The sequence below is a fragment of the Luteimonas salinilitoris genome (assembly GCF_041300785.1).
GTDB lineage: Bacteria > Pseudomonadota > Gammaproteobacteria > Xanthomonadales > Xanthomonadaceae > Luteimonas > Luteimonas salinilitoris.
The window spans coordinates 23,246-42,454 of record NZ_JBFWIB010000021.1; the positions used below are offsets into that span (position 1 = coordinate 23,246).

Sequence of the window (19,209 nt, forward strand, 5' to 3'; positions counted from 1 at the left end):
GCAAACGCAGAGTGCGCGACTGTGCCCCGCCCAATGGCCCAGCCGACGCCAGCCTCCATCGACCAACGCAAGCCCCGCGGCCGCCGCCTGTGGTTCGACCTCCACAGCTGGGTCGGCCTCAAGCTGTGTCTGTTCCTGGGCTTCGTCTGCTTCACCGGCACCCTGGCGGTGCTGGCGCACGAGATCGACTGGCTGCTGTACCCGGAGATCCGCGTCGCTCCCGGCCCCGAGCGCGCCAGCTGGGGCGCCATGCTCGCCGCCGCGCGCAGCGCTATTGGGCGAGGTAGAAATCGATAGGGATGAGTTCGACGACCCATCCACCTGCTTCGCCCAAGCTTGCAGCCGGATGCATGGATGCGATGCTCAACGCCTCTTCACGGCTCTCTGCCTCAATGATGAACAGGCCGCCCACCACTTCCTTCGACTCGGTGTAAGGCCCATCACTAACGTAAGTCTTGCCACTGCGCGGGCGAAGCGTCCTCCAGCTATCCAGATCGCCTAGCGACGCTGAAACCAGCACTTTGCCGGTAGCGCGCATCTTCTCGTCAAATGCCGGGCATTGACTCACCAGTTCCTTGACGTCGCCTGGTGTCATCGCGGCGAATTTCTCGGGAGTGAAGTAGGCTAAGCCGAGGTATTTCATTGAAGAGCCTTTGGGCAGGAATGTATGGACCACGGCCCTGATGATAGGCAATCGACAGTGCTCTGGAACAGTTTGTAGCGAGTCCTGGACAGTTTGTCCGCATCGGGCCGAGGCTGTGAAAACTTGTCGGCGATGGGCTTGCAGTGGCTTGCGGCCAGTTCGAGTCGCTGGCAACGCAACAAAAAGTTCGTGGAGTTCGGGCTGCAATAGTGACCGTGCTAATGCGCCTGAACGTTGATGATCGCCTGGTCGGTGAGTGCGCTTTTCTGACTGCTTGACACCCCCCAATGCAAGTAGCAGACTCGATTCCAAGGAGCGTAGAAACTCCTCTTAGAGCGGTCCCCACCTCCGAAAGCCCGGTGGGTTTTTTGTGCCCGTATTGTTGTGCGGGTACAGCCGACGCGATGCCTGCGTCGGGAGGGCGGCTAATACAACACCCTTCGGGGGAATACGCCCGCCGACTCTAAGCGGTTTCTAACCTCCCGACTTCCCGTCGCCGCCTTGCGGTGGACGGGCAACTTCATGGAATGAGGAGGCGACGATGTCTGAGGATGCGTTGGACAAGATGGAGACTACGGGCTATTTCCTGCCGGAGGACAGCCAGTTCCGGCTCAAGAAGCTGCGGGAGCACATGATGTTCCTGTCGCACCTGGCGCAGCCGCGTACGCACGACGAGGAACACGAATGGGGGCCCGACATCCGTACGGGCGAGCTGGCAGTTTGTCTGGAGTTGCTGGCGGAACAGGCCGGGCTGGTGCTGGACGAGGTGTTGTGGCGGGCGGAACGGGTGGAACGGCGCACGGGTGCCGGGGCCGACGCGGATGCCGACCTTGACGAGGAGTCGACGGCACCCGCGGCCGGCGGCGCCCCCTTCGCGGTCAGCCTGGCGCAGATCGATGCGCTCGGCCGGTTGATCGACATGCTGTCCGCGCATGGCGACATGGTCATGGCGGCCGAGGACGCCGAACTGGCCAACGGTACGTTGGCGCAACTGGGCCAGGCGATCTGGGACGGCGCCAGCGCCGTGCGCGAGATCGTCTCGCAGATCAACGCTCAACGGCTGGACCAGGCGCCGCAGTCGCGAACCGGCGTCGGCGAGGAACGGGCTCTCTACGGCGCCCGCGGCGCTGTGCGGGCCAAGCCTCATCCTGTCGGCCTGATGATCCCGGGGCCAGCGCCTTCGGGATTGCAGCAGGCGTCGCACGCCCTGCACTGAGCGGGGGCGGATACGGTGTCAGGCGGGGTGACGAGCCTGTCTGGCACCGTATTGGTTGAGGCGGAGGAGCCGGCTGGACAAGGGCAAGGCTGGTAGGCGCAGGGTGCAAGCTTCAGCGGGCAGGCACCGGGGACGCCATGGAGCGACACGAGTCAAGACTCGATTCGGATATGGCCGAATCGAGTTCCGCATGCCGCCGCGCCACGGAAGACGGCTGCCACGCGAAAGCGATCGGAGGATGCGTTCGCGCTGAAGATCGGAATGGCGGTGGGCGCCGGGATGCTGGTCGTGCTGCTGCTCAACGCCTACGAGCGCTACGAGGCCCGCTGCGATGCCAAAGAGGCGCTCTCTTCCGCCTGGCGACCTACCGCTACGACCGGGTTGCCATCCTGATCACCACTAACAAGTCGATCCGCGACTGGACCGAACTGCTGGCCGGCGACGAAGCCCTGGACGCCGCCATCCTCGACCGACTGCTGCACAAGGCCCACGTGCACAGCAGTAGATTGGGGAACGGCAGCTTCCGACCTATTCTGTTGAAAAACTCGCCCGTGCCGAGACCGATCGGAAAATCGTAGCGCGAGAGTTCGATTTCGACAGATTTCGGATGCAAACTTTGCTGAAACCGAACTAATTTGCGCCTGATTTTGGAAGTCCCGAGTTTTTCAACAGAATAGACCCAAAGCGGACACGACGCGGCGTGATTCAGCAAACTGGGCACACCTTGCTAGCCAATCTATCTGGGTCGGGTGCAGTTCAGTGCTGTTCGAGCGAATCGACTAGACGAGAATCACACAAGGATCTCCTTGTGGGGTCAGGATCATCGTTCGTTGCCTCCCTCGGGTAACGCTTACTCGCAAGTTCTGCCTGGCCTGATCATCAATATTGTCTTTGAGATTTGCCCTCACTATCCGATCAGGATTAGCCACGATCTTCTTCTTTACATACCGGGGCCATCCTTCAAAGATGATCACCTCATCGAACTGCTTGCCCTTTGCTTTGTGCATGTTCATGACGATCACCCCGGCTTCAGGCTTTGCCTGAGTAGCGAAGTGCTCCCGAACGAATGCTTGCCGGGTGATGCGAAGCGCATTCTCGTAGCGTCCGAAGGTTCGCCAATCTTGAGAGAGTTCTTGACGTAGTTGCGTGCCACGCTCAAGCAAACGAATGTTCTTGACCTCTGTGGCAACCCCTTTGAATCGGGCGCAGGGTGCGCTCTCCATCGCCTTTCTGACGGCGCGCCAGTCATGGTCTGGATCACCCGTAAGAGGAATCTGTTTCAGTTGTTCGTAAGTCTGCAGGAGCGGGACCATCAAACTATTGAGGGGCAGAGGCCTGCCGGCAGCTTTCTTATCCGCATAAAGCGCGAAGGCCTTTCGAATGCTGGCCGCCTGCTGGAGGTCCGCTTTAGCAGGTGAATCACCACCCTTGCCATGGAAATAGTTGCATAACAGGTCGATCACGCCGTCAAGGTGCAACAAGCTCGGAGGCTGCATCAGAAAAGAGACGATCTCGGCACCCAGAATGGCTGCATCGAGATCGATCGCTGCTGAATGCCGGATTGGCGGCATTTTCGCCAGAGGTTGCCGGAATACATCCGATACTGCTCGAGTCATCTTCTTGGTGGGAACCAGGATGACCAACGACCAATTCTTCTTCTTTGAGTCCACCAACCGCTTGCGAGCCGCGTACGTTTGGGTGATCAATGCCGTGCGGGCTTCGTTTTCATTGGCGGAATAGGTTCTAAGTTCAACCCCGGCGTACTCCTTCTTGGAGAAGTTTCCCGTCAGGATCTCATTTCCGAACAGCAGGATGTCGGTGCCTGCGTTGCGATGGTTTTCACCTTTCAGGACGACATTCTTGTGCGTAAAAGTCGCGCGGAACTGGTCTAGCCTGGCCGGATCCGCACCGATCCAGTCATAGATACGCTGCTCGGGATCGGCGAGTGCAATCACCGTGCATTCCCGTCCCAGTTGCTGCACGACTCGCCATTGATCGGCGTTCGTATCTTGGAACTCGTCCAGGATGATGACGGGATAGCGGACTGCGATCAGCTGGCGCAGTCGCTTGCTCCGCTCGAGAAGCTCGGCAACATGATAGGCAAAGAGGCGGAAGCAGACCCGACCTTCGTCCTTGGCTTGCCGGAGCCGCTCGGCTTGCTCCCTTACCTTCCTTTCTGCCTTCTCCTGTGCACTAAGCTTGCCGTCCGCTTTGTATTCCCCACGGATGGCCGAGAGTGCGATCGCCTCATTGGACGGAGTCAGGATTGTCAGTGGCTTGGGAAGACCGAGCAGGTACCCGTGGGTCTTCAGGAGGCGCCAGAAGAATGAGTGGTAGGTCTCGACATTGATCCGCGACTTGATGGGCTTCGGGATAGCGTGCTCGTTCTCGATGACCTCGATGACACGACTGATCGTGGCTCGCGCGAAGCTAAGAAACAAGACCTCCTGGCCAGGTCGTAGGGCCGCAGCGATCTTGGCTGCTTTGAGAATCGAGATGGTTGTCTTGCCCGCGCCCGGGCCGCCGATCACCAGAAGATGGCCTTCGGTGTCGAGGACCTCCTGTTGCTTCTCAGAGAGCTTCATCGCCGCCACCGCCATGGATGTCACCAGCGCCTGGGCCTCCCTGAGCAGGCACGGGTGGCGGCATGCATAGCCCTTTGAGGTGAGCGCAGGCCTCCCTGATCCATGGTGGAATTTCGGCTTCGCTGCATTGGGCGATGTATTCTGCGATCCCGAAGTCACCCTTCTTCTTGGCAAAGTACGCCATCAGTGCATTCGCGACGTCATTTTTTGGATTCGGGAACTTCGCCAACAGATCTGCTGGCCATTGAAGAAGGTCGCAGAACCTTTCCATCGCAGCCGACGGTGTGTTCTTCAGGATGAGGTTCTCGATGCCTTTCTCGCTGTGCATGTACATGTGCTCGACTTGGGTCTGAATCTTCGCCTGGGCAGCGGCATCTTGTAGATCACACAGGGCAAATGTCCGCTTCCCTATTTCCTTGTAGAGCTTGGCCATGTCGGGAATGCTCCCTTCGCCTCCCGCGTCGACCACACAAACGCCGAGCGATTCGAGTGAGGCGTACTTAGCTGGATCAAGTTCAGCCAAGCGCCGGCAGGCGACTGGGAACGCAGAAGCTTCTGCCGCACCTTCCGCGATAAGGATGCGTCGCGCTAGCAATCCCTCGCAGAAACGGGTCCTGAATTCCTGACGGTAGCGCTTGAGCTTTACGCTGTCCGGAAGCAAGAGTTGCGATTGCGTCAATGCACCCGCAGAGTCTCGTGACAGGATGATGGTCTCATCGAGGGAGAATTCTTCCAGCACATAGGGCGAGTGCGACGTAAAAAGCGTTTGCGACGCTAGAGTGCGAACCTCATGAATGATGCGCTTTTGCGCGTAGGGCGGAATGGCGGTTTCGGGCTCCTCCATGGCAAAGATGACGTTCTGCTTGTCCTCGGCAATTTTCGAAAGCATGGCGAGTACAAGCATGTTGATCGTGCCTGTTCCCTGCCGGTAGAACGGCGCCGCATGCGTTCCGTCACCCGTCGCAATGAAAGCCGTGATAACTTTTCGTAAATGTTCCCGAGTGAGGTTAGAGACCTTGAGATGCGGCTCGATGCCCCATTCCTTGGGAACGTACTTCTTCAATGCGCCATTGATGCTTTGAAGAACGCCGGATATGCCCAAGTTCGGGTCTTCTGCCACAGAGAAGGATGAGAGTTTTCCAATAGCGTCCTCCCACATTTGGGGGCGCACTTCCTTCAGACGAAGGATGATGTCGAGCAGGCTTCCACGTTCGAGACTTAGGGCTCGTGACCCTGTGCGGATGGAGCGAAGATACAGAAAGCCACAGACTTGTTTGTCTTTCTTCGAAAAGACTTGTGGCGTTTCCTCTTCCGCGAGCGTTAATGTGTAGAACGTCTTGCCCTCGAAGTCATCCTCCTCTGGATCGTACTTGCCGATGAAGGTAACGCGCAGCGCTGGGGTGATAGTGTCCTCGTCAATTCCTTCCGGGCCTTCTTCCTGGTAGAGCTTCTTCTCCTTGTTGTCCCAGAATTCGATGTAGTCCCCGAACCGATTGCGCTGTTCCTCGGATAGGTCAATGATCGTGACGTCGACCCGGATCTTCGGGACCGCTTCTTCTACAGGCGCATCTGCGTCCGCATCATCATGAGGCGAGACTGCCTCTGCATTCTTGGCGGCAAGTTCCTCTGTGTTGCCTTCACCTTGATCTTCTGGCGGGGATTTCTCGGTCTTGGGGGCGTATCTGCCGAGGTAGAAATCGTGCTCGTCGATCGGCGGCGTCCTGTTCAGTCGATCGGGCCCGAGGACAAGGTCGAGCGCCTCCAGCACGGTTGTCTTCCCCGTGTTGTTGTCCCCCAGAAGGACTGCGTGGTTGGCGAAGTCAAGCGTAGCCTCCTTAACGCCTCGGAAATTCTCAATGTGAATCCGTGCGACCTGCATCCCTTTCCCCTCAGGCGGTTGTTCTTACTGGCCTTCTCCCGATGCAATTTGCTCTGGAATGCAAATTCGCGCAAGTGACGGGCAGCGTCGACCGTGGAAAGTTCAGAGAAGGTAGCGGGAAGCTATGGGTTAACTTGCCTCCGAAGGGGCAGATAACGACTCGAAGCGGACATTGGCTCGAGCCACTATGACCGACTTAATGCCAGCCTCGCCTCGCTCGGTGCAACGCCGGCCCTCTTCTTGTACGCCTGCGAGAAGGTAGTCGACTCGCTGAATCCAAGGTTGGCGGCGATCGGCGCCAGCGACATGTGGCCTTCCCGGATCAGCGCGTTGGCTTGATCCCGGCGCGTCATGTTGAGAACGCACGGAAGCTCGTGCCGCCAATGCTAGCGACGATCGCCGGGGGCGTTGATCGCGCGGCAGCGCCCGACGTGCAAATAAGAACTGCTGGTTCGATCCGCCCCGGCGGGCTCACGGTCGGAGAACTGATGCTGCCGACCAAGCTCCGCTGCTGTTCTCCCGAGCGAACCTGTGGCCCGACAAGCAACTCCAACTATTTGCTGGGTGGCTCGTCGAAGGGGTTTGGTTCGTCCTCGAATGCTTCATCGTCGTCATCTTCCGGGAAATGCACATTGGGCGAGCCAATGACTCCGATCAGGCGTAGGCGCTCGCCTGCGTCGGGCACATCCTCGTAAAGGGTTTCCATCTCGTCGGCGACTTGTGTACGGGCACTATAGGCCTGGAAGCAATCCAGATAGTCCTCGACAAGCCCTGGGTCGAAGTTCAGCGGTTCGATGCCGCGAAGAAAATTGAGGTATCCCGATGTCTCCTTCGTATTCATGAAGAAGACAAGCAACTCCTTCCACAGGATGTCTTCAGTAGGAATGTTCGCTTCGCCGAGAAAAACGGTCTCGGCCTTCGATCCGTGGCGCAACTCGTAGGTGTAGAGCCCCAAGGTCCTGGTTCGCTGCTCGATGATGCCGTACAAGCCGCTCGCGATCCTGATGACGATCTTGCGAATGAATTTCTTGTACTGGTCGGTGTTCTGGTAGCCGAATATCGAGTTCCGGTCATCGAACTTGACCTGCAGGTGTCTTTCGAGGAAATCGAACAGCTCGTGCTTCTCTTTCCCGAGGGCCAATGGCGACTTCAGCGAGAAACGGTCATAGCGCAGGTTTTCGTAGAACCGAGTGAGCAGGTGCAGGAAGGCGTTGTCCGAACTGGAGAGCTTGAGGTCGACGTGCTTCTGTATCCGCTCAAGTAGCGATTGATGGTTGTGGGTAGAAAGCGACCTCTCGAAGGCATCTTGGTCGTTCGCGTCGTCGTGCTCCAGCAGGACGATGGCGATCTTCATTAGGCGTTCGATGCCTACGGAGAGCTGGTAGAAGACCTCGAACAGGTCCGCGCTGTAGTCGAGCTTGTGCAACTCGTGGAAACGGCGCAGGCCGTTGTATATGAAGGTGCCGGTGACGTCCAGTTCCTCGCCCAGTCGGAAGTTCTTCCAGAGTTCGGACCGACTCATTTGCATGGGTACATAGCTCCCGGCTTTCGGTTGGAGGTACCTGCGAAGGCGTGTTCATGGAGAAATCGCAAACCACGAGAAGGCCCAATAGTGATCTTCACGCTGCTGCTTCCTGGAAGCCGCAAGCGAGCAGTGCTGGACGCAATTCGTCCAGCGCGTTAGCGGGCACGCCGAGCCACAGGAGGTTGCGAGCACGGGTTACGGCGACATAGCCAATGCGTCCCACTTCGGTGTCCACGCCGGCGAGCAGGGCGTTCACGTGCTCTCGATTCGCGAGATACAGCACTGCATCCAAGCTTTCCCCTTTCGCCTGATGGACCGTATCCACGCGGATGCGCGGCTGGTCGTTTCCGGCGGTAAGGTCTGCGGCGGCGATCAGCGGGGCATTGGTCAAACCTCTCCTGGCCAGCTTGTTGCCGAGATTGTTGGCGCTCGCCAGCCCATGATCCTGTTCGATCGCTGCCAGTAGCGCTCTCGTCCTTGCTGACAACTGGGGGTGCCAGTGCGTGTCTCCCGGCAACGTAGCAGCCGGCAAGCCCGAGTCCGGATTGCGGGTGAACGCCCAGACGAGCCGGCACAGCGGTCCGTCCTCGGGACAGCGTGCGAGTCTGGTGATCCTGGCGACGAGTCCCTGTGGCGGATCGGCAAGCAGGCTGACGATGCAAGCGGCCACCTGTTTGTACGCGCCGAGGAAATCCCTCCTGTGGTCCCGGAGGATCGCTGCCTGGGCGAGTCCTTTCACGATGCCCTGGCCAGGGGCGCCCCGATTGCCGGCGAGTCGATCGGCCATGTCGCGGCCGCGGCAGAGAACGGCCGATCGCTCGGGTTTCAGATCGGCCGCCGCTACCGCGGCCCGGAATGCGGCAACGAGGTTCTCCCGATCGACATTCCGGTAAGGCACGAAGAAGGCGCCATGCGTGGTACCGGGTGCGGCCCGATCTGCCGTATCCGCGCGCGTCGACAGTCGGTTGGCCAAGTCCAGTATCGCCGGGACGGATCGGTAGTTCCTGGTCAGGCCGAGGGTGTTCACGCCCGGCCGCTGGCCGTACTGGGTCAGGAAGGCTCCGTTAGCACCGGCGAACTCGTAGATGCCTTGGTTCGGATCGCCGATCAACGATACCTGGCAGCCTGCCCCGACGAGTTGATCGATGATGGCTTGGTGTACCGTCCCGATGTCTTGCGCTTCGTCTATCAGGATATGCGGGTAGCGGCGGGCGAGGGCGTGAAGAATCGCCGGCTGCTCCACCAGCGTGCGATGGCACCAGTAACGACCGAGGTTGTGCGTGTAAGCGCCGATCCGGCCAAAGCGGTTCACGATGCCGGACGCATAGGCGGTGTTGAGCCTTTGCGTATTGTCGTTGTCAGCGTAGTAGAAATAGAACTGGCCGTTTTCGACGCCCACCTGCATCGTCGTGATCTCGCGCGGGTAGGTGCTTGTATTGAACTTGAAGCCGTTCAGGAACGCCTCTCCGCCCATCACGAGGAATGCCGCCTGTTCCGCCCCCATCGTCCGATAGGCGTGTGGGCGCAGCACATTGCCGGTGATGAAGCTGTCCAGCGTATCGATCTCGACGCGGTCGTGGCCGGACCCTCCAGGCGCGTCCCGCGTTATCTGCTGGTACTCCTGCCGGAATGTGTCCACGGCGACGTTGGAGAACGAAAGCAGCGCGACACGGCCGCGGTGATTGCCGAGTTCCCGGCGCATCTGTGCCAAGCGCCGTACGGCAGTGAACGTCTTGCCGCTGCCGGCGCAGGCGATCACGGACATCGGCGCGAGCGGTGCGCCGATGATCTGCAATTGTTCGGCGGATGCTTGGGTCATTGTTCGGCCGGCTGGGCGGGTTCGACCTGCACGGCAGTGTCGGCAGGTTCGGCAGGCGCAGCTTCAGCGGCCTGACAGGCATGGGCGATTGCATTGCCGATGTAGTTGGGAACCACGCAGGCGGCGCCATCGGCGAACACCTGTGCGAGTGCCTGACCGAAGCGACCCTTCTGCACGTTGTTCTGCGTGCGCTCGAACATGCCGCTGAAAAGCGCGCGTGCCTTGGCGGCATCGCCTTCAGCTGCCTCGACTGCCGCGGCGACGGTCTTGGCGATCTGAGGGTGCATTTCCTTCAGCGCCGCCAGCATCGCCGTGCGGTTGTCTGCGTGCAGCGCCAGGTCGTACTCGAGCGTCTTGAGCCCGTGGAAGACCTTAATGAAGTCGTCCTCGCTTTCCTTCATCTTCGCCGTGTTGGCCGATATATGCACCGCGTCGCCGGGCGCCGGATACAGCGCTTGCGGCTCCTCGCCCTCGCCCGCGGCAGCCACCGGATCCGCGTCGGTGATGACGGCCACAGGGATCTTCAACGCCTTGGCACCGAATAGAGGCATGAACGAGTCGAAGTTCAATCCTTCGACGCTTATCAGGCTGACGCCGTGCTCACGCAGTTTGTAATCCGCTTTCTCCGCCAGGACGCTCACCAGCATCAACTCGGCGGCGCCCTCGACGAAGATCACCCTGCGGGCGAAGAAAAGTTCGGCGCGGGTCACGTCGAGATAGCGTTCCAGCTTCTCGCGTTTGCCCTTGTCGAAACTGATCACGCGGGGAAAGAAGGTTTCCACGCCGGCCCCGGTATCGACGAGGCAGGCCAGGCTGTTGAGGTCGGCGATGCTGGCAAAATTCGGCGAGTGGCTGGTGACGAACAACTGCACGGACTTCTCGCCTTCGACGGCCTTGATGGTTTCGAGGTAGCCGAGCAGAACCGCCTGCAGTTGCGGATGCAAGTGCGCTTCCGGCTCCTCGATGATGAGACCGCGGTAGCTGGCCTCGGGATTCTTGGCCAGCTCGCTGAGCACCACGGCCATGAATATCAGGTTGTTGAAGCCCAGGCCGTTCTGTTCGATCTCGAAGGCATCCACTATCAGCGACAGGCGCGAGGCCAGGCGCTGGAAGTCGCTGCCGCTCAGGCCGAGTTCCAGCGCCTGCGCCAGCTGCGGGCCGAGCATTGCGCCGTGACGGCCCTTGATCGCCGTATGCGTGCTGACGATCGGCGGGTGCTGCTTCAATGCCTCGTCGAGTTCCTTCAGCGCGTTGTTAATGCCCTCCTTGCCGGCGTCGTCGGCAAGGAGCTGGAGCAGGCGCGACAGCTGGCTGGTGCGGTTGGGCTTCAAACCTTGGGATGCATCGCGCAACGGCGGCAAGTAGACGCCGCGCAGGTTCTCCATCATGTCCGTGGTCAGACCCACGTCCTCATGGTCGCCGCACCATCGCTTGGCGCGCAGCCGTCCCGTCTTGTCCGCTTCCGAGTAACGGATGGTGATGCGTGCTTCCAACTTCCCGTCTGCGTCCGGCTTCAGCGCCGCCAGGAAGTCGGCCTCGTCGTCTGCGTCGAGGTCGCGGAAGACGTAATGGAAGACGATGTCACCCTCCGGGTTGCCGTCCTTGGGCCGGTGGAGGTCTTCGGCGTCCAGCCGGGGGTAGGGCTCGTCGTGTCCGGCGAGTAGGGCACGCAAAGCATCGACGACTGCGGTCTTGCCTGCGTTGTTGCCCCCCACCAAGACGTTCAGGCCCTTCTGGAAGTGCAATTCGGCTTTCTTAAGCTTTCTGAAATTGGTGATGTCGAGTTGTGCCAGATACACCGACTCTCCCCTTGCACCCTGTTGTAGATATAGGGTGTCCCTTGGCACAAGGATAGCGCGCTGATTTGCTCAGATTGAACTTCTTGAATTTCCGTAAACGCTTGATGTCCGCTTCTGGCCTATTCTGTTGAAAAACTCGCCCGTGCCGAGACCGATCGGAAAATCGTAGCGCGAGAGTTCGATTTCGACAGATTTCGGATGCAAACTTTGCTGAAACCGAACTAATTTGCGCCTGATTTTGGAAGTCCCGAGTTTTTCAACAGAATAGGCCGAAAACGGTCGAACGAGACCTAGGTAGCGGCTGACGCATGGCGGCCGAAGATGCGCCGCATCATGACGATGGACGCTCGCGTGCTAGCGCTCCGCCCGCGGCGGCTCGATCCCCGGAATGCCGCCGATCCTTTCGATCAGGAAATCGACCAGCAGCCGCACGCGGGCGATGCCCGCGCGCTCCGGGACGATCAGCATGCTCAGCGGGACGGGCGGCAGCGCGTAGTCGGGCAAGATCACCGTCAGCCGGCCGGCGGCCAGCAGATCGCCGACGAGCCATTGGTGGGTAGGCGCGATGCCGCGGCCGGCGACCAGGGCTTCGCGCGCGGCGAGTCCATGGTCGACGCGGAAGCGTCCGCCGAAGGGCACCGCGTGGCGCGCGCCGTCCGGGCCCTGCAGGACGAGGGTGTCGCTGCCCGCCACGTTCGACATGCGGATGCCCTCGTGACCGGACAGGTCCTGCGGGACCATCGGCGTGCCGCGCTCCGCGAGGTAGTCTGGCGCCGCCGCCAGCAGGCGCCGGGACTGGCCGAGGGTGCGCAGCTTCAGCGAGCTGTCGACGAGCGGACCGAGGCGCAGGGCGACGTCGACGCCCTCCCGCACCAGGTCGACGCGCTCGTCGGTGAGGTTGAGGTCGACGCCGATGTCGGGATAGCGGTCCTGGAACGCGAAGACCAGGCGGCTGGCGTGCAGCACGCCGAAGGCCGCCGTGCAGGAGATCCGGACGGTGCCGGCAGGCGCGCCGCGCGTGCCCCGTGCCTCGTCGCCGGCCTGCTCCACCAGGCGCAGGATCAGGACGCAGTGGGCGTGGTAGCGGCTGCCTTCGTCGGTCACCGTGACGCGCCGGGTGGTCCTGCTGAGCAGGGGCACGCCGACGGCCTCCTCGAGTTCGCGCAGGTGGCGGGTGACGGTCGACTGGCCGATGCCGAGCTCGCGCGCGACCGCCGACAGGTTCCCGCGCTCGGCGACGCGGACGAAGGTGCGCATGCGCTCGAGCGTGATGTCCGATTTATCCATTATTCGGAATGATCATATGCATTGATACATCTAGCGGATCGTGCCGGCGTTGTCTAGCGTACGCATCCCGTCATCGCATCGTCGATTCCCCATGAAAATCCTGCTCGTCTTCGCGCATCCCGAACCCCGCTCGCTCAACGGCGCGCTCCGCGACGTCGCCGTCCAGGCGCTCGAGGCCGAGGGCCATGAGGTGCGGGTATCCGATCTCTATGCCGACGGCTGGAAATCCGAGGTCGACCGCGCCGACTTCACCCAGCTGGCGCCGGACGCGCGGCTGCGGGTGGCCGCGGCGTCCGGGGAGGCGTTCGCCGTCGGCGCGCTGACCGCGGACGTCCGGGCCGAACACGAGAAGCTGCTGTGGGCCGACGCCCTGATCCTGCAGTTCCCGCTGTGGTGGTACACGATGCCGGCGATCCTCAAGGGCTGGGTGGACCGGGTGTACGCGTACGGCTTCGCCTACGGCGTCGGCGAGCACAGCGACGACCACTGGGGCGACCGCTTCGGCGAAGGGACCCTCGCGGGCAAGCGCGCAATGCTGATCGTGACCACCGGCGGCTGGGAAGCGCACTACGCCGCGCGCGGGGTCAATGGGCCGATCGACGACCTGCTGTTCCCGATCAATCACGGCATCCTCTACTACCCCGGCTACGAAGTGCTTCCGCCGTTCGTGACCTACCGGGTCGATCGTCTCGACGACGCCGGCTTCGAGCGCGTTGCCGAACGCCTGCGCGAGCGGATGCGCACGTTCGCGACCACCGCGCCCATTCCCTACCGGCGGCAGAACGGCGGCGACTACCTGGTCCCGAGCCTGCAGCTCCGCCCCGGCCTGGGCGATCCGGCCGCGGCCGGCTTCGCGCTTCACCTGGAGGACGCAGCGGTCGGCGGCTGAGTCGGCCGGCAGAGCGAGCAGCGCATCCACGACGGCCGTGTTCGCCTCCTGCGGACGCATGAGCGCAATCAGGAACCTGGCGTAGTCCGAGGGAGTGGTGTGCAGGCTGTCGCCGAACGGAACGCCTAATTCCTGGAAAGATCATAGTTGTAGCCGCTTTCCGACGTCACGCGGACCCAGCTGATGGCTCCTTCCTTGCCTTCCAGGAACTCGTAGGTCGTGTACCGCGATGGCAGGATGAACTTGTTCTCGGCCACCGGCACCAGTGCCTGCGTCGCCTCTTCTTCGGCAGAAAGGACATGCAGTGCGTCGCCTTGTACCGAGAAGGCGATCGTCTCCGAGGCGCTGGTCCCGTTGCCGAACTCGCCTGCGAACCGCTCCATGCTCCCGACAGGCATGGACACCGGCCGATAAACCGTGGGTTCCAGGACCGTCCAGCCGTATTCGCGTGCCACGGACCTGGCGATCGATGCCATGAGTCCGAAGCCGCTGTCGCTGTTGGTCATGATCACCAGGCCCTGCCTGTCCTTCAACGAGCCCACCATGTAGCAGGTGAAACCCGCATTGCTGCCCCAATGCTCGAAGACCAGGTCGTCGTCGGCTCCGAGTTTCTTTGCGAAGCCGAGCCTTGCCTCCGACCTGGAGAAGACCTCTTCTGCCATTTGCCTAGAAATCAGAACTCCCCGGCCTGTGTGGTGGTCATCGATGATGGTCGCCATGAACCTGGCGAGATCGCTCGGCGTCGTCCACAACCCTCCGGCGGCCTCGAACGGGAAGAGCTTGTAGGGATAGGGCTGCAGTTCTTCCGAGTAACCGGTCGCCGATCTCTCCATCAGGCGCGCCGGAATCGGCTGGTCGAATGAACTGTCGCTCATGCCGGCCGGAGTGAAGACGAGCTTCTCGATGGCTGGCTGGAAATCCTGCCCGGCCGCGTCCTGCACCAGTTTCTGGACGATGGAGTATCCGGGATTGGAGTACTTGTACCGCTCGCCGGGTATCGAGACAACGGCTACGGCCGGATCTACCGAGGGATTCCTTCCCGCAAGCATCTGCTCCAGCGTCGGGATGTCATCGCCTACGCCGTACGATGACCACAGATGATTCCGGATGCCGGCCGTATGGCCGATCAGTCGTCGCAACGTGATCTTCTGCTCTTCCACGAACTCGTTTTCGGGGATCTTCCAGTCCGTCAGCCGGCTGTCGACGTCCTCGTCCAGGTTCAGCAGTTCCTGGTCCACCAGTTTCAGCGCAGCCATCGCCGTGACCGGTTTGCTCAGCGAAGCGCCCGCGAACACCGTTTCCGGCGTCACCCTCTCCGCGTCCGCCAGCCGGGCATATCCGTAGACCAGGCGCCATGCGATTTCGCCATTGTCGACGAAGGCGATGCTGACGCCGGGGATGTCCTGCTCGATCATCGCCTGTGGGATCGAGCTACTGGAGACCTGATCTTCGAGATAATGAAGCGGCAGAAGACTGCCCTGGATGCGCCTCTCTGCTTCGGTTTCCGCACTCTCGTGCCCGGGTGCAACCGAGGTTCGCGGGCCCGCTGCCGCAGGAAGAGAAGACATGACGGCGAGACAACAGACGATCGTCTTCATCGCCAACCGTGCGCCGGTTCTGCGCGTGCGGAATCTCTTGACCATTCTCGGAGCCTTGCTTTGGGTCGTCCGCTCTTTGGCGCGCCAGCGACGGACATTGTGGCGCCCACCCGGCCCTGGCGAGCACTGGAAGAGTCGAGGCCTTGAGAGTGCAGAAGCCAAGCGGCACGAGGTGAGTGCCAATGGTCATTGCCAGCAAGGAGCGCCGTCTCGCCGGCGCCGGATCAGAACACCAGCGAGCGATGCAGGGCTGTACCGGCCATGACGCCATCGGCGCTGGCGAACGTCGTGCTGTGGGCGCCGCGCGTGATGTCGCCGGCCGCGTAGACGCCGGCGACCGAGGTCGCTTTCTGGTCGTCGGTCCGGATGATGGGGCCGAAGGGCGCCTCGTCCAGTTCGCAGCCCAGCCGTTCGGCGATCGCGCTGTTGAAGCGCGTGCGCGTGCCGATGTAGAGCGCGTCGAGATCCGCCATGTGCCCGCCGGCCAGCTCGATCGCGGACAGTCCGCTGCCTTCGCCGTGCAGCGCCTTCACCGGTGCCGCTTCGATGGCGACGCCGCGTTTTTCCAGTTGGGCCAGCGATTCCGCGTCGGGCTCGGAAGCGCCGTTCAAGTACAGCGTCGTCGGCCCCCACTCGGCGATCAGCAGCGCCTGGTGGACCGACATCGGCGAGACGTGCAGTACGCCCAGCCGTTGGCCGCTGAACTCGAAGCCATGGCAGTACGGGCAGTGGAGCACCGACTTGCCCCAACGCTCGGCCAGGCCCGGAACGTCGGGCAGCTCGTCCGCGATGCCGAACGCCAGCACCAGCCTGGCGCTTTCGAGCACCTTGCCGTCCGCCAGCGCGACCGAGTAGCCATCCTCCTGTTTCACCGCGTTGACCGCTTCCCCGTCAACGAAGCGTGCCGTCGGATACGCCGCCACCTGCGCGCGCGCGGTGGCGAGCATCGCGCCCGGCGCACTGCCGTCCCGGGTGAAGAAACCGTGGGAGTGGTCCGAGAAGCGGTTGCGGGGCAGGCCGGTGTCGATGACGCAGACCGAGCGCCGCGCCCGTGCGATGTACATGGCGGCGGACAGGCCGGCGAAGCTGCCGCCGATAATGATTGCATCGGATCGCATCAGGCGTAGCCCACCCAGCCGCGGAATGTGAAGCCGGCGTAGAACAGGCTGACGTTCGAGAAGCCGGCTTCACGCAGGATCGCTTCGTCCTGCTCTGGTGAGAGGATGGTCAGGTGCGAATCGATCGCGGCCGCCTGGTCTGGATCGATGGCAGCGTATGCAGCGAATCGCGATAGCCAAACCGGGCGCTCGTCCTGCGGAATGCAGAAGTGCGTGACCACGAAGGGTGCGCCAGGCTTGAGGCGGCGGTGAACTTCGGCTGTCGTGCGTTGCCGTTCCTCGAGGGTCAAGAAGTGCAACGTCAAAAGACAGGTCGCCGCATCGAACGGCCCGATCGGCGCGTCGCTGATGTAGCCCTGATGCAGGGTCGCGCGCGACGCGAACGGTCCTAGGGTCCGTTGGGCCAGTTTCAGCATCTCGGCACTTGGATCGACGCCGTCGAAGCTCCAATCCGGACGGGTCTCCGCAAATGTTTTCAACTCCAGCCCGCCGCCTGCCCCGAGGACCAGCACGCGGGCATCTTCCCGGACGCGCTCCGCAAGCAGGAGCGTCGTCATGCGTTGCATGGCGTGGTAGCCGGGCACGTTTCGTGGCGCCCCCTCGGTGTATCGCGCCACCGCCTGAGGATCGGAGAAGGGGTTCATCCGCTCGCTCACCACACCAATGACCTCTACGTCATGACGCATGGGTGTTCTCCAAATGATGAGATTCGCCGTGGGCAATGAGGCGCTCGTGGACATCGGCGCTCAGTATCGCCAGGGTCACTTCCCCAAAGCGCGCGAGCAGCAGCGCTTCCGCATCCTCGAATGCTTGGCCGAGGGCGGCATTGACGGCCTGTTCGACGAGGCAGCCGGGCGTCTCCGTCCTGTTGCCCATAGCGAGAACCGAAGGGCTGCCGAGCGCTGCATAGATGTCGCGCAACGTCACCTTCGACAGGTCGCAGGCCAGCGTCCATCCGCCGCCGTGGCCCTTTTCCGACCGGACATACCCCTGGTCGCGGAGGCCCGCCATGATCCGGCGGATGACCACCGGGTTGGTGTGCATCGCCCTGGCCAGGATCTCGGAGGTCACGGGGCCGTCGTGCTCGGCCATGTGCAGCAGGACGTGGAGCACGCCCGACAGTCGGCTGTCTCGTTTCATGGAACTTATGATGTTACATGAAAGACCGGGCGTCAACAGGCCAGCTGAAATCGCAGTGATGGGCCGCAGCCCGCCCCCGAAATGGCGCCCATCACATGAACGAATCCGCCAGCCGCGCGATGCCTTCCAGGCTGCGCTTCCAGGCCGGCCGCGTGCGCCATGTTTCCAGCGACAGCTGCTCGGAATCGCGCAGGTATTCCGCCTCCACCTCGCGCATGCGCGCGACCACGGCGCGGTCGTAGCAGAGCAGGCCGATCTCGGCGTTGAGGGCGAACGAGCGCATGTCGAGGTTGATCGAGCCGAGCAGGGCGATGTCGTCGTCCACGCTCAGGTGCTTGGCGTGCAGGAAATGCGGGCGGTACAGCGCGATGCGCACGCCGCAGGCCAGCAGTTCGTCGTACCAGGCCTGCTGCGCCCAGGCGGTCAGGCGCTGGTTGTTGCTGGCCGAGAGGATCAGCTGCACGTCCACGCCCGAGAGCGCGGCGATGCGCAGCGCGCTGAGGGTGGCGTCGTCGGGCACGAAGTACGGTGTGGTCAGCACCAGCTTGCGCTGTGCCAGGTGGATCACCGCGTTGACCACGTCGTGGGCGTTGGCGAACGGATAGGCCGGGCCGCTGGGCAGCAGCTGCACGGCGCTGTCGGCCGGTTGCACCGGGCGCGTGGCGGACACTTCCAGGATCTCGCCGGTCTCCAGGTACCAGTCGCTGGCGAACACCGCCTCCAGGTGCGCCACCGCCGGGCCGCGCACGCGCGCCACCAGCTCGCGATTGGAAAACCCGCGCACGAACTCCGCTTCGGCCAGGTTCTGCGAGCCGACGTAGGCGATGTCGTCGTCGACCACGGCGATCTTGCGGTGGTTGCGCAGGTCCATGCGCCCGCTGCGGCGCCAGCGCAGGCCGCCGGGCAGCATGTCGTGGACCTCGATGCCGGCCTTGCGCAGGCGCCGCGCGTAGCGGCGGAAGCCGCGCTTGGCGCCGACCGCGTCCAGCAGCAGCCGGACCTTCACGCCGCGCGCGGCGGCACGCTCGAGCGCGGCGACCACCGCCTCGCCGACGGCGTCGTCGAACATCAGGTAGTACAGCAGGTGGACGCGCTCACGGGCGCGGTCGATGTCGTCGAGCAATGCGCGCAACGAGGCGTCGTAGTCGTCCAGCAGTTCCACCGCGTTGCCGCGCACCGGCATGAAGTCGCCCAGGCGCTCGACCAGCGGCGCCAGTTCGCTCTGCGCGCCACGCTCTGGCGGGGTCCAGCGCAGCGCCGCCTGCGGCGCCTGGCCCTCGCGGATCGCCTGCGAGGCCTGCGCCTGGCGGCGGACGCGTTCGCGCGACAGCCACGGATGGCCGAACAGCAGGTACAGCGGCAGCCCGGCCAGCGGGACGAACCCGACCAGCAGCAGCCAGCTGCGCGCCGCCGCCGGGGTGGTGCGGCTGGGGATCCAGGCGAGCGCCGCCAGGCGGATGCTCCAGTCCACGGCGAGCAGCCAGGCGCCGGGGGAGAGATCCCAGGTCATCGCGATGTCGCGGTCGCGGCGGTCATCGTGGCGATTGTGGGGTGCGGCCGGCTGGACGCAAAGCGGTGGCGATCCGTGGCCGGGGCCGGAGGAGTGTTCGGGAGCTGGAGCCGGGGCGAGCCATGGCCATGGCCTCGCCGGGTCGGGGGGGGGGGGGGGGGGGGGGGGGGGGGGGGGGGGGGGGGGGGGGGGGGGGGGGGG

General features: G+C 62.8%; 17 protein-coding genes. 4 read left to right on the plus strand and 13 right to left on the minus strand.

Annotation, left to right across the window (positions count from 1 at the left end; genetic code table 11):
* The first annotated feature begins 33 nt into the window (after nucleotides 1-33).
* Nucleotides 34-297: a PepSY domain-containing protein gene (locus tag AB5T46_RS18905; RefSeq protein ID WP_370565652.1), complete on the plus strand. Its 264-nt coding sequence runs from the start codon at nucleotides 34-36 to the stop codon at nucleotides 295-297.
* Here AB5T46_RS18905 and AB5T46_RS18910 read toward each other — a convergent pair.
* Complete coding sequence (locus tag AB5T46_RS18910; protein ID WP_370565653.1) at nucleotides 272-643, minus strand: YciI family protein; 372 nt, start codon at nucleotides 641-643, stop codon at nucleotides 272-274. The two genes, AB5T46_RS18905 and AB5T46_RS18910, sit on opposite strands and share 26 nt — an antisense overlap.
* 541 nt (nucleotides 644-1,184) lie before the next feature.
* Between AB5T46_RS18910 and AB5T46_RS18915 the strand changes: the two genes are divergently transcribed.
* Nucleotides 1,185-1,859, plus strand: a complete 675-nt coding sequence (locus tag AB5T46_RS18915; protein ID WP_370565654.1) for an XAC0095 family protein — start codon at nucleotides 1,185-1,187, stop codon at nucleotides 1,857-1,859.
* Nucleotides 1,860-2,029: 170 nt separating this feature from the next.
* The gene (locus AB5T46_RS18920; protein WP_370565655.1) at nucleotides 2,030-2,437 is read left to right on the plus strand and encodes an ATP-binding protein; all 408 of its coding nucleotides are present in this window, start codon (nucleotides 2,030-2,032) and stop codon (nucleotides 2,435-2,437) included.
* 201 nt (nucleotides 2,438-2,638) lie between these two features.
* Here AB5T46_RS18920 and AB5T46_RS18925 read toward each other — a convergent pair whose 3' ends face one another.
* From AB5T46_RS18925 to AB5T46_RS18955, 7 genes are all read right to left on the minus strand, one after another.
* Nucleotides 2,639-4,459: a UvrD-helicase domain-containing protein gene (locus AB5T46_RS18925; protein WP_370565656.1), complete on the minus strand. Its 1,821-nt coding sequence runs from the start codon at nucleotides 4,457-4,459 to the stop codon at nucleotides 2,639-2,641.
* Complete coding sequence (locus tag AB5T46_RS18930; protein ID WP_370565657.1) at nucleotides 4,431-6,323, minus strand: ATP-dependent nuclease; 1,893 nt, start codon at nucleotides 6,321-6,323, stop codon at nucleotides 4,431-4,433. Before AB5T46_RS18930 ends, AB5T46_RS18925 begins: the two co-directional genes overlap by 29 nt.
* 185 nt (nucleotides 6,324-6,508) lie before the next feature.
* On the minus strand, nucleotides 6,509-6,676 hold the full coding sequence (locus tag AB5T46_RS18935) for a helix-turn-helix domain-containing protein (RefSeq protein WP_370565659.1): 168 nt from the start codon (nucleotides 6,674-6,676) through the stop codon (nucleotides 6,509-6,511).
* Between the two features lie 200 nt (nucleotides 6,677-6,876).
* Nucleotides 6,877-7,851, minus strand: coding sequence for a hypothetical protein (locus tag AB5T46_RS18940; RefSeq protein ID WP_370565660.1), 975 nt, complete (start codon nucleotides 7,849-7,851; stop codon nucleotides 6,877-6,879).
* Between the two features lie 91 nt (nucleotides 7,852-7,942).
* Nucleotides 7,943-9,667, minus strand: coding sequence for a UvrD-helicase domain-containing protein (locus AB5T46_RS18945; protein ID WP_370565661.1), 1,725 nt, complete (start codon nucleotides 9,665-9,667; stop codon nucleotides 7,943-7,945).
* Entirely contained in the window at nucleotides 9,664-11,466 is a 1,803-nt protein-coding gene (locus AB5T46_RS18950; RefSeq protein WP_370565662.1) for an ATP-dependent nuclease, read from the minus strand. The genes AB5T46_RS18945 and AB5T46_RS18950 overlap by 4 nt, the downstream gene beginning before the upstream one ends.
* Before the next feature lie 354 nt (nucleotides 11,467-11,820).
* Nucleotides 11,821-12,753 carry a LysR family transcriptional regulator gene (locus AB5T46_RS18955; RefSeq protein WP_370565663.1) on the minus strand — a complete coding sequence of 311 codons (933 nt, stop codon included), beginning with the start codon at nucleotides 12,751-12,753 and terminating at the stop codon, nucleotides 11,821-11,823.
* Between the two features lie 91 nt (nucleotides 12,754-12,844).
* On the opposite strand from AB5T46_RS18955, the gene AB5T46_RS18960 reads away from it, so the two are divergent.
* Nucleotides 12,845-13,642 (plus strand): NAD(P)H-dependent oxidoreductase, encoded by a 798-nt coding sequence (locus tag AB5T46_RS18960; protein ID WP_370565664.1) that lies wholly within the window; start codon nucleotides 12,845-12,847, stop codon nucleotides 13,640-13,642.
* A gap of 125 nt (nucleotides 13,643-13,767) precedes the next feature.
* On the opposite strand, the gene AB5T46_RS18965 is transcribed toward AB5T46_RS18960, so the two are convergent.
* The 5 genes from AB5T46_RS18965 to cls form a co-directional block, all read right to left on the minus strand.
* Entirely contained in the window at nucleotides 13,768-15,285 is a 1,518-nt protein-coding gene (locus AB5T46_RS18965; protein WP_370565665.1) for a serine hydrolase domain-containing protein, read from the minus strand.
* A gap of 179 nt (nucleotides 15,286-15,464) precedes the next feature.
* Complete coding sequence (locus tag AB5T46_RS18970) at nucleotides 15,465-16,358, minus strand: NAD(P)/FAD-dependent oxidoreductase (RefSeq protein ID WP_370565666.1); 894 nt, start codon at nucleotides 16,356-16,358, stop codon at nucleotides 15,465-15,467.
* Entirely contained in the window at nucleotides 16,358-17,002 is a 645-nt protein-coding gene (locus tag AB5T46_RS18975) for a class I SAM-dependent methyltransferase (protein WP_370565670.1), read from the minus strand. Before AB5T46_RS18975 ends, AB5T46_RS18970 begins: the two co-directional genes overlap by 1 nt.
* A 31-nt stretch (nucleotides 17,003-17,033) precedes the next feature.
* Entirely contained in the window at nucleotides 17,034-17,498 is a 465-nt protein-coding gene (locus AB5T46_RS18980) for an Rrf2 family transcriptional regulator (protein WP_370565667.1), read from the minus strand.
* Between the two features lie 91 nt (nucleotides 17,499-17,589).
* Nucleotides 17,590-19,008: a cardiolipin synthase gene (cls, locus tag AB5T46_RS18985; RefSeq protein WP_370565668.1), complete on the minus strand. Its 1,419-nt coding sequence runs from the start codon at nucleotides 19,006-19,008 to the stop codon at nucleotides 17,590-17,592.
* Nucleotides 19,009-19,209 lie beyond the last annotated feature (201 nt).